Here is an 8,309-nt window from a genome sequence, read left to right as displayed (position 1 = left end):
GCGCCCCTGTCGCTGGGCTCCGTCCTGGAGAGCCTGCCGGTTCTCGGCCCGGTGGTGACCCCGTTGGTCGAGGACCTGCCGATCCTCGGCGGCAAGGCGACCCCCGCGGTCAGCCCGTCGACCCCGACCTCGACCGCGCCGACGCCGACGGCGCCGGCCACCGTGCACATGACGACCCCACAGGTCGCGGTGCCGGGGTCGACGTGGACGAAGCGCAGTACGCCCTCGGATCCTGGGACGATCTCCCCGAGCCACAACAACGACCCCGGCGATCAGCCTTCGTTGAACCCGTTTACCTACGTGCCGCATATCTCCGCCAAGGCCGAGGTGGGGGCCGCGGCGGTCGCCTTGATCATCCTGGGTGGGGTGGCGGTGGCCGGGGCTGCAGGTGCTGCCGGTGCTGCGGGACGGCGTCAGTTCGTGGGCGGTCCCTGGTGAGGGGAACGGATCTGACGGAAAGGCCGGCACCGCGGTCCGCGGAGCCGGCGGAGAAGGCCGGCAACCCGTGGCGGGTGGTCCAGTTCGTGCTGGCCGCCGCTTCGGCGGTCCCGCTGCTGTTCTGGGGCGGGCTGAACGGGTGGCCGTGGGATTCGCACTCGGCTCCGGCCAAGGCGCCCGTGGTGGGGGCCGCGGACCCGGTCCGGCTCGAGCTGAGCCGATTGAAGATCGACGCACCGGTCGACCCGGTGAAGACCGACCCGACCACCTCGGCCCCGATTCCGCCCGGCTTCGGCCGGGCAGGCTGGGACGAGTCCTCGGTCGAGCCGGGCACGGTCGGGCGTGCGGTGTTCGAGGGGCACCGCACCAATGAGACCGGCGGCAACGACGTGTTCGCGGGGCTGTCCGAAGCCAAGGCCGGCGACCAGATCGTGGTGACCACCACCGGGGGGAAGACGGTGGATTTCGTGGTCACCTCGGTCGGCACCTACGCGCCGGCCGACGTGCCGATGGACCAGGTCTTCGGCTCGGACGGCAAGACCGCTCAGTTGCGGGTGATCGCTCCGGCGGGGACCGCGAGCGCCGGTTCCTACCAGCAGGATGTCGTGGTCTACGCGAACCTGGCGTCCTGAACCCGATTCGCTGTCAGGACCGGGTGGGGCCGCTGCCGGGGCCCTCGTCGCGGCGGCGCAGGTAGCGCTCGAACTCCTTGGCGATCGCCTCGCCGGAGGCCTCCGGCAGGTCCGCGGTGTCCTTGGCCTCCTCCAGGGAGCGCACGTACTCGGCGACCTCGCTGTCCTCGTCGGCCAACTCATCGACGCCTTCCTGCCAGGAGCGGGAGTCCGCGACCAACTCGCCCAGCGGGACCGGCACGTCGAGGGCGTCCTCGACCCGTTGCAGCAGCGCCAGCGTCGCCTTCGGGCACGGCGGCTGCGGCACGTAGTAGGGGACGGCCGCCCAGAACGAGGCGGCCGGCACGCCGACCTGGGCGCAGGCGTCCTGAAAGACCCCGACGATCCCGGTGGGGCCGGTGTAGGTCGACGGCTCGAGGTTCAGCCGGGCCCGCAGGCCCGCGTCGCTGGAGGTGCCGCGCACCGGAACCGGCCGGGTGTGCGGGGCGTCGCCGAGCAGCGCGGCCAGCGTGATCACGGTCTCGACGCCGAGTGACTTGCAGGCATCGATCAACTCGGCGCAGAAGCCCCGCCAGCGCATGTTCGGCTCGACCCCGCGCATGAGCAGCACGTCGTGCCCGTTCTGCGGCTTGGCCAGGTAGAAGCGGGTGGTCGGCCAGGTGATCCGGGAGCCCTCCGCGGCGGAGTCCGCCGAGATCGTCGGCCGGTTGACCTGGAAGTCGTAGTACTCGTCCGGATCCAGCTCGCCGATCGGCTCGGCGTCCCAGACGTCGATGAGGTGCGCCACGGCGCCCGAGGCGGATTCCGCGGCGTCGTTCCAACCCTCGAACGAGGCCATCAGGATCGGGTCGGTCAGGCCACCGACGTCGAACTCGATCACTGCGCTCCGAACCTCTCAGTACTGCCGACCCTCACGGCGCGAACCTACCGGACCGGCGCCCGAACAGGTCGAGTGTGCGACCCAGGACGTGTCACCTGCCCTCGAACGCACACTCGACCCGAATGCGTTCGGGGCGGACGCCGTAAACTTGCCGGTTAATGACTGCATCTCCGGAAAGCTTGCGTCGCGCCCTGGCCGAACGTGTCGTCGTGGCCGACGGGGCCATGGGGACCATGCTCCAGGCCCACGACCTGACCCTCGACGACTTCTCCGGCTTCGAGGGCTGCAACGAGATCCTCAACGTCACCCGCCCGGAGGTCGTCCGGTCGGTCCACGACGCCTACTTCGAGGTGGGCGTCGACGCGGTCGAGACCAACACCTTCGGCGCCAACTACGCCAACCTCGGCGAGTACGACATCCCCGAGCGGATCTTCGAGCTCGCCGAGGCCGGGGCCCGGATCGCCCGGGAGTCCGCCGACGACTGGACGCAGCGGACCGGTCAGCAGCGGTGGGTGCTGGGCTCGATGGGCCCCGGCACCAAGCTGCCCACGCTGGGACACCTGCCGTACGCCACGCTGCGCGACGCGTACCAGCAGCAGACCGAGGGCATGGTCACCGGCGGTATCGACGCGGTGCTGGTCGAGACCAGCCAGGACCTGCTGCAGACCAAGGCCTCGATCCTGGGCGCGAAGCGCGCGCTGACTGCCATGGGCGTCGACCTGCCGGTGTTCGCGCAGGTGACCGTGGAGACCACCGGCACGATGCTGCTCGGCTCGGAGATCGGGGCGGCGCTGACCGCGCTCGAGCCGTTGGGCATCGAGCTGATCGGGCTAAACTGCGCCACCGGCCCGGCCGAGATGAGCGAGCACCTGCGCCACTTGGCCAAGCACGCGACGATCGGTCTGTCCGCGATGCCGAACGCCGGGCTGCCGGTGCTCACCGCCGACGGTGCGCACTACCCGCTCGGTCCGGACGAGCTCGCCGAGGCACACGCGACGTTCATCCGCGAGTACGGACTCTCGCTGGTCGGTGGGTGCTGCGGCACGACGCCGGAGCACCTGCGGGCGTTGGTGGAGAAGGTGCGTACCGTGGAGAAGGGCAAGCGCCGGCCGCGCCCGGAACCCGGTGTGGCCTCGCTGTACACCGCGGTGCCGTTCAAGCAGGACGCCTCCTACCTGGCCATCGGCGAGCGCACCAACGCCAACGGCTCCAAGGCCTTCCGGGAGGCCATGCTCGAGGGCCGCTGGGACGACTGCGTCGACATCGCCCGCGGCCAGACCCGCGACGGCGCGCACCTGCTGGACGTCTGTGTGGACTACGTCGGACGTGACGGCGCGCAGGACATGCGGGAGATCGCGGGCCGCTTCGCCACCGCCTCGACGCTGCCGCTGATGCTGGACTCCACGGAGCCCGCCGTGCTGCAGGCGGGCCTGGAATGCATCGGTGGCCGGGTGATCGTCAACTCGGTGAACTTCGAGGACGGCGACGGTCCGGAGTCGCGCTACGCCAAGATCATGCCGCTGGTCGCCGAGCACGGCGCCGGGGTCGTGGTGATGTGCATCGACGAGACCGGGCAGGCCCGCACGGCCGAGCGCAAGGTGGAGATCGCCGCGCGCACCATCGACGCGCTGGTCGCCGACTGGGGCATGCGGGTCGAGGACATCTTCGTCGACACGCTCACTTTCACCCTCGGCGCCGGGCTGGAGGAGTCCCGCAAGGACGGTGCGGAGACCGTCGAGGCCATCCGACTGCTCAAGCAGCGGTACCCGACCGTGCAGACCACGCTGGGTCTGTCGAACATCTCCTTCGGCCTCAACCCGGCCTCCCGCGTGGTGCTGAACTCGGTGTTCCTCAACGAGTGCACCAAGGCCGGACTGGACTCCGCAATCGTCCACGCCAGCAAGATCGTGCCGATGGCCCGCATCGCGGAGGAGCAACGCAACGTCGCCCTCGACCTGATCTACGACCGACGCCGCCCGGCCACCGACGACACCCCGGCCTACGACCCGCTGCAGAAGTTCCTCCAGCTGTTCGAGGGCGTGGACACCAAGTCCATGGCCGAGGAGAAGGTCAACGAACTGCTGGCCCTGCCGCTGTTCGCGCGGCTGGAGCGTCGGATCGTAGACGGGGCACGCAAGGGGTTGGAGGCCGACCTCGACCTGGCGCTGGCCGAGCGGCCCGCGCTGGAGATCATCAACGAGACGTTGCTGGCGGGCATGAAGACCGTCGGTGAGCTGTTCGGCTCCGGTCAGATGCAGCTGCCGTTCGTGCTGCAGTCCGCCGAGGTCATGAAGACCGCGGTGGCCCACCTCGAGCCGCACATGGAGAAGGCCGAGGACTCCGAGGAGTCCGGCAAGGGCACCATCGTGCTGGCGACCGTCAAGGGCGACGTGCACGACATCGGCAAGAACCTCGTCGACATCATCATGAGCAACAACGGCTACAAGGTCGTCAACATCGGCATCAAGCAGCCGATCGCCGCGATCCTGGAGGCCGCCGAGGAGAACCGCGCCGACGTGGTCGGCATGTCGGGGCTGCTCGTGAAGTCGACGGTCATCATGAAGGAGAACCTCGAGGAACTGAACAGCCGTCAGCTGGGCCAGAAGTGGCCCGTGCTGCTCGGCGGCGCCGCGTTGACCCGCGCGTTCGTCGAGGAGGACCTCGCGGACATGTTCACCGGCCAGGTGCGCTACGCCCGCGACGCCTTCGAGGGCCTGCGGCTGATGGACGCGTTCATGGCGGTCAAGCGTGGGGTGCCCGGAGCCGAACTGCCGCCGCTGCGTCGGCGGCGCGTCGCCTCCGGGGCGAAGCTGGTCGAGACGGCGCCGGAGGACATGCCGGCCCGCTCGGATGTCGCGCTGGACAACAAGGTCCCGGTGCCGCCGTTCTGGGGCGAGCGCATCGTGCGCGGAATCCAGTTGGCCGACTACGCCTCGTGGATCGACGAGCGGGCGCTGTTCCTCGGCCAGTGGGGGCTCAAACCCACGCGCGGCCCACAGGGCGGGCCCGGCTACGAGGAGTTGGTCGAGACCGAGGGCCGCCCGCGGCTGCGGATGTGGCTGGACCGGGTGCTGACCGAGAACATGCTCGAGGCCGCGGTCGTCCACGGGTACTACCCGTGCTGGTCCGAGGGTGACGACCTGGTCGTGCTGCACGACGAGGCGTCCGGGGGAGAGCCCGGCACCGAGCGGCTGCGGTTCAGTTTCCCGCGTCAGCGTCGCGACCGGCACCTGTGCCTGGCCGACTTCTTCCGCCCGAAGGAGTCCGGCGAGATCGACGTGGTCAGCTTCAACCTGGTGACCATGGGCAACCGGGTCTCCCAGGTCGCCAACGAGCTGTTCGCCGCGAACTCCTACCGCGAGTACATGGAGCTGCACGGGTTGTCGGTGCAGCTGACCGAGGCGCTGGCCGAGATGTGGCACGCCCGGGTCCGCGAGGAGCTCAGCTTCGGCGACGAGGACGGCGATCTGGACGCCATGCTCAAGCAGGGCTACCGCGGTTCGCGGTACTCCTTCGGCTATCCGGCCTGCCCGGACCTGGAGGACCGCGCGAAACTCGTCGAACTGCTGAAGCCCGAGCGCATCGGCGTCACGCTGTCCGAGGAGCTGCAGCTGCACCCGGAACAGTCCACCGACGCGCTGATCGTGCACCACCCCGAGGCCAAGTACTTCAACGCGTAGAGCGGCCGGCCGACGGGCCACGATCAATATCGCAACGCCAGAGGCAGCCGTCGCCTCGCCCATCGCCAAACGGCTTTCCGTTCTGATCCCCAACCGTCGGGACCGCGCTCGGAGCCGGCTAGGCGGGCCCCGCCTTCTCGTCTGGTAGCACTCTGATACCAGGCCCGGTAGCATTTGCTCATGGCCATGACACTGCGATTGACCGAGCAGGAGTCCGAGGACCTCCGGAAGCGTGCCGAGCGTGAGGGCACGTCCATGCACGAGATCGCGCGCAAGGCCATCCGGCTTTACGTCTCCGACCACACCGAACGCCTCGACGCGATCGTCGACCGGATTCTGGTCGAGGACGCTGAACTGCTGGAGCGACTCGGGTCGTGACCGAGTTCGTCTGCCTCGACACCACGGATCTGTTGCGAATCGCGGCACGCATGCTCGGCATGGCTGAGGCACCGGTGCGGGACCTGGGGGCGCTGGCTGCCGCCGCCGCGCGCCCGCGGACCACCGTGTTCGGCGCGGAGGCCTACCCGACGCTTGCCACCAAGGCAGCAGCGCTGCTGCATTCGATCGCCCGTAATCGCCCACTGGTTGACGGCAACAAGCGACTCGCGTGGACCGCAACCAAGGTGTTCTGCGCCATGAACGGCTACTGGCTGCGGACGACGGATGTGGCCGCCGCGGAGTCGTTCGTCGTCGGTGTGGCACGGGGCGATCTCGACGTGGACGGTGCCGCCGAGGTGATCGCGTTGCACCTTGCCGCGGTCAAGCCCTGACTCGCCGCGCTACGCGGTCGGGGTCAGCACCACGAAGTGGACCTCACGGCGGACCTCGAAGCCCAGTGCGCGGTACAGCGCCAGCGCCGGGGTGTTCGCGTCGGCGCCGTGCAGGTAGGGCACGCAACCGTCGGCCGCGATGCCGGCGGACACCGCGTGCACCACGCGACGGGCCAGGCCCTGGCCGCGGACGGCGGGATCGGAGCAGACGGCGCTGATCTCGATGGCGTCGCCGGCCCACATCCGGCGCCCGGCCATGGCCAGCAGATCGCCGGCCGCGTCGCGGATGCCGACGTAGCCGCCGAAGGAGACCGTGCGTTCGGCGAAGGGGCCGGGTTGTGTGCGGTTGACCAGGTCGAGCATCTCGGGGACGTCGGGGTCGCCCAGTTCCAGCAGCGCGTCCTCGAGCGATCGCGTGACGGTGTCGACCATCTGCCGACCCACGATGCGACGCACGGCCCAACCCGCGGGGACGTGCTCGTCGGGAACATCGAGCAGGACGACGGTGCGGCCCGGCGCCAGGGCGCGCAGTTCTGCCCAGTGCGCCGGGTCGGAGTGATCGTCCAGGGCCGCGAACGGGCCGACGTCGGCCCGGAAGACGGCGCAGTGCTCGGCGTGGACACCCAGGGCATGCTGACGGTCTCTGAGGGCATGGCGGACGGGATCGTCCAGTCCGGCATCCCGCGGCGGCGAAATGCTCATCGACTCGATCCAATCACCGCCCGGCCGGGAGCCCTGGGCCGGCGTCGGACGGCTGGCGGGCAGAGTTGCAACCAGTGGTGCGGTTCAACGGCCGAAAGTCGCCTCAGCCGCCTCCACCCTGATCCGGGGTCGCCGGATCTCGGACGCGCAGCAGCCGCCGACCAACGCGGTCGGCGGCTGCTGAGTCGAACCGGATCAGGCGTCGCAGAAGGGGAAGTCCGGGTTGTCGAAGTTGCACGGCTGGCCGTGCCAGTCCCGGCCATCGCGACCGGAGTGGCCGTCGCGGCCGTCGTGCCCCGGCTGACCGTCGTGGCCTTCATGCCCGTCGCGACCAGGACTGCCGTCGTGGCCGGGCGCGCCGTCGTGACCCGGGGCGCCGTCGTGGCCGTCGCGTCCGTCATGAATCGCGGGGCTGACGCTCGACGCCACTGTCGCGGTGTTGTTGGCCAGGTTCGGGTCGGACTGGGCGCCGGAGACATGGGCCATGTCGACCAACGTGCCGTGGGCGTCGCCGGGGATGGCGACGGTGATGTAGACCGGGGCCGAGGTCCCCGACGCCACCGCGCCCAGGTTGCAGGTGACCACGACCGGGGTCGCGTGGTTCGCGGTGCAGGTCGGGCCGCCCGGCGTGGCCGCCGTGGCTCCCGGCACCGAGCCGACGAAGTCCTCGCCCGCGGCCAGGGTGTCGGTCAGGGTCACGCCGGTGGCGTCATCCGGACCGTTGTTCGCCGCGTTCAACGTGTAGGTGGAGACGCTGCCGGCCCGCACCGAACCGCTGCCGGTCTTGGTCACCGACAGGTCCGCGCCCGGGTCGTAGGTGAAGGTAACCGAAGGAGCTGTGCCGGCGGCCGCAGGCGCGAACGCCGCCCCCGCGACGCCGGTGGCCACGAAACTCGACCCCCCGCCGCCGCCCCCGGGGCGGGCGGCGAGGCCTGCACCGTTGGTCGTGCCGCCGGTGCCGCCGTTGTACCCGGCACCACCCCCGCCGGATCCGAGTCCGTTCGCCGGGCCACCCACCGGTGCGACGGCGGCCGGCGGACATGCACCGCCGGTGCCACCCACGCCCGGCGCCACCATGCCACCAGCGCCGCCGACGGAACAGGGCGGGGCGCCTGCACCAGCATTCCCGCCCGTCGCGGGCGCGAAGGCCGCGCCACCGCCACCGCCACCGCCTGCGACGAGCAGGGGTTGGTTGGTCGTGTAGAAG

The 8,309-nt window shown here is 70.5% G+C and carries 8 protein-coding genes; 5 read left to right on the top strand and 3 right to left on the bottom strand.

The features are described 5' to 3' along the window. The coding region (locus VHU88_01085; GenBank protein HEX3610258.1) for a hypothetical protein at positions 1-438 on the top strand (438 nt) is incomplete at its 5' end. After that, positions 435-1,070, top strand: a complete 636-nt coding sequence (locus VHU88_01080) for a class F sortase (GenBank protein HEX3610257.1) — start codon at positions 435-437, stop codon at positions 1,068-1,070. The genes VHU88_01085 and VHU88_01080, both read left to right, overlap by 4 nt. Before the next feature lie 13 nt (positions 1,071-1,083). On the opposite strand, the gene VHU88_01075 is transcribed toward VHU88_01080, so the two are convergent. Next, positions 1,084-1,950 (bottom strand): PAC2 family protein, encoded by an 867-nt coding sequence (locus tag VHU88_01075; GenBank protein HEX3610256.1) that lies wholly within the window; start codon positions 1,948-1,950, stop codon positions 1,084-1,086. Positions 1,951-2,108: 158 nt separating this feature from the next. Here VHU88_01075 and metH point away from each other — a divergent pair, with 158 nt between their 5' ends. The 3 genes from metH (at position 2,109) to VHU88_01060 (ending at position 6,400) form a co-directional block, all read left to right on the top strand. Beyond that, the gene (gene metH / locus VHU88_01070; GenBank protein HEX3610255.1) at positions 2,109-5,630 is read left to right on the top strand and encodes a methionine synthase; all 3,522 of its coding nucleotides are present in this window, start codon (positions 2,109-2,111) and stop codon (positions 5,628-5,630) included. Positions 5,631-5,810: 180 nt separating this feature from the next. Further along, positions 5,811-6,008 (top strand): ribbon-helix-helix protein, CopG family, encoded by a 198-nt coding sequence (locus VHU88_01065; GenBank protein HEX3610254.1) that lies wholly within the window; start codon positions 5,811-5,813, stop codon positions 6,006-6,008. Continuing rightward, positions 6,005-6,400: a Fic family protein gene (locus VHU88_01060; GenBank protein ID HEX3610253.1), complete on the top strand. Its 396-nt coding sequence runs from the start codon at positions 6,005-6,007 to the stop codon at positions 6,398-6,400. Before VHU88_01065 ends, VHU88_01060 begins: the two co-directional genes overlap by 4 nt. A gap of 9 nt (positions 6,401-6,409) precedes the next feature. Here the strand turns inward: VHU88_01060 and VHU88_01055 are convergent, their stop codons facing one another. Both VHU88_01055 and VHU88_01050 read right to left on the bottom strand, forming a co-directional pair. Continuing rightward, positions 6,410-7,102 carry a GNAT family N-acetyltransferase gene (locus VHU88_01055; protein ID HEX3610252.1) on the bottom strand — a complete coding sequence of 231 codons (693 nt, stop codon included), beginning with the start codon at positions 7,100-7,102 and terminating at the stop codon, positions 6,410-6,412. Positions 7,103-7,297: 195 nt separating this feature from the next. After that, a partial coding sequence (locus VHU88_01050) for a hypothetical protein (protein HEX3610251.1) occupies positions 7,298-8,309 on the bottom strand: 1,012 nt, incomplete at its 5' end.

The organism is Sporichthyaceae bacterium (assembly GCA_036269075.1).
Lineage (GTDB): Bacteria > Actinomycetota > Actinomycetes > Sporichthyales > Sporichthyaceae > DASQPJ01.
This window is presented reverse-complemented; position numbering and strand designations above follow the sequence as displayed.

Excerpts from the sequence above, each read along its gene's own strand:
- metH (HEX3610255.1), top strand. The coding sequence starts at position 2,109 with ATGACTGCATCTCCGGAAAGCTTGCGTCGCGCCCTGGCCGAACGTGTC.
- VHU88_01065 (HEX3610254.1), top strand. The coding sequence starts at position 5,811 with ATGGCCATGACACTGCGATTGACCGAGCAGGAGTCCGAGGACCTCCGG.
- VHU88_01055 (HEX3610252.1), bottom strand. The coding sequence starts at position 7,102 with ATGAGCATTTCGCCGCCGCGGGATGCCGGACTGGACGATCCCGTCCGC.